Here is a 1,293-nt window from a genome sequence, read left to right on the forward strand (position 1 = left end):
CCGTACCGGGGGAGGCGACATGAAGTTCGACATGGGTGCGCAGACGTTGTCGACGTTGATGCGTGATTCGCGTGGGTCGAGTCAGGATCTGGGGACGTTGATCCGGCAGTTGGTGCAGGCGGCGGAGCCGTTGGAGGGGAAGTTCAACGGTGCGGGTCGTGCTGCGTTCGATCAGTTCAAGGTGCGGGCGGACGGGATCGCGAAGGAGCTGAACCAGTCGTTGGGGGCGATCCTGGGTGGTCAGTCGGGGATGGACAGTGCGTTCAGCACGGGTGACCAGGAGCAGGGTGACAACGCGAAGCGGCAGATGGGTTCGGCGAATTTCGACGCGGCGCGTTTCTCGGGCCGTTGAGTACTGAGCGTTTCAGGTCTTTTTCGGGGAGTGGTGTGTGATGGCGGGTGCGGGTGCGGATCGTCGGTCGTATGACACGTCGGCGTCGGCGGATGTGCAGGGGAGTCTGGCGGGTGTGATCGCTCAGTTGGAGACGGTGATCGCGGCGCGGGACAAGCAGGTGAAGAAGGCGATGGCGGACTTCACGGCGGATGGTGTGGCGGATGAGTACCACGGCAAGGAGCGTCGTTGGAACCATGCGTCGCAGGAGGTGCGGAACATCATTCATCTGNNCGGGTTCACGGGGGTTGGTATGGCGGGCTGGGATCTGCATCCGCAGGGTATTAGTCATGTGCTGACGACGACGGAGAAGACGGCGTCGCATCTGGAGACGTACGCGAACGACTTCGGTACGCATTTGCAGTCGGCGGCGTCGAGTGCGGGCACGATCTCCGCGGGCGATGGTTCCGGTGGTCACGACGGTCATGGCGGTCAGGGTGGTCATGGCGGTCAGGGTGGCAAGGACGGCGGTAAGGACGGCAAGGGTCAGGGCGGTCTGGTGGCTTTGGCGTTGTCGGAGTATGCGCAGCGTGCGACGAAGGATCTGCAGTTCATCGCGGCGCGGGCGGGTAAGTCGTTGCAGGGTGCGGTGGATGCGACGACGGCGTACATGGACGGGGACGAGGCCATGGCCGCACGCGCGCAGCGTGCTGCGTCGACGCCTGGGGTGAAGATGCCGGGAGTGGGCAAGGCGTGATCAAGCCGGAGGAGATTCCGCAGTTCACGGGTGATCTGGAGCAGTTGGAGAGGGATTACGGTGCGCTGAAGAAGGATGCCGGGCAGATCCGTTCCACGGGTGCGGATGTGCATTCCCAGTTCCAGGGGCTGCGGGCGTTCTATCAGGCTCCGGAGGCGGAGCGGTTGTTCGGGTCGACGAAGCCGGTGTCGGACCGTGCGGACTC

Annotated in this window: 3 protein-coding genes and 1 pseudogene; all 4 read left to right on the plus strand. The window is 64.1% G+C overall.

Going from position 1 to position 1,293, the window contains the following annotated elements:
• Positions 1 to 19: 19 nt before the first annotated feature.
• Positions 20 to 352 carry a hypothetical protein gene (locus tag AV521_RS46205; protein WP_076097938.1) on the plus strand — a complete coding sequence of 111 codons (333 nt, stop codon included), beginning with the start codon at positions 20 to 22 and terminating at the stop codon, positions 350 to 352.
• Positions 353 to 392: 40 nt separating this feature from the next.
• Positions 393 to 623 (plus strand): annotated as a pseudogene (locus tag AV521_RS46210) (pore-forming ESAT-6 family protein); the annotation flags it as partial.
• Positions 603 to 1,088 carry a DUF6507 family protein gene (locus tag AV521_RS46215; RefSeq protein WP_371917123.1) on the plus strand — a complete coding sequence of 162 codons (486 nt, stop codon included), beginning with the start codon at positions 603 to 605 and terminating at the stop codon, positions 1,086 to 1,088. The pseudogene AV521_RS46210 and the gene AV521_RS46215, both read left to right, overlap by 21 nt.
• Positions 1,085 to 1,293: hypothetical protein (locus AV521_RS46220; RefSeq protein ID WP_143658792.1), on the plus strand; the 209-nt coding region annotated here is incomplete at its 3' end. The genes AV521_RS46215 and AV521_RS46220, both read left to right, overlap by 4 nt.

Source organism: Streptomyces sp. IMTB 2501 (assembly GCF_001953885.1).
GTDB lineage: Bacteria > Actinomycetota > Actinomycetes > Streptomycetales > Streptomycetaceae > Streptomyces.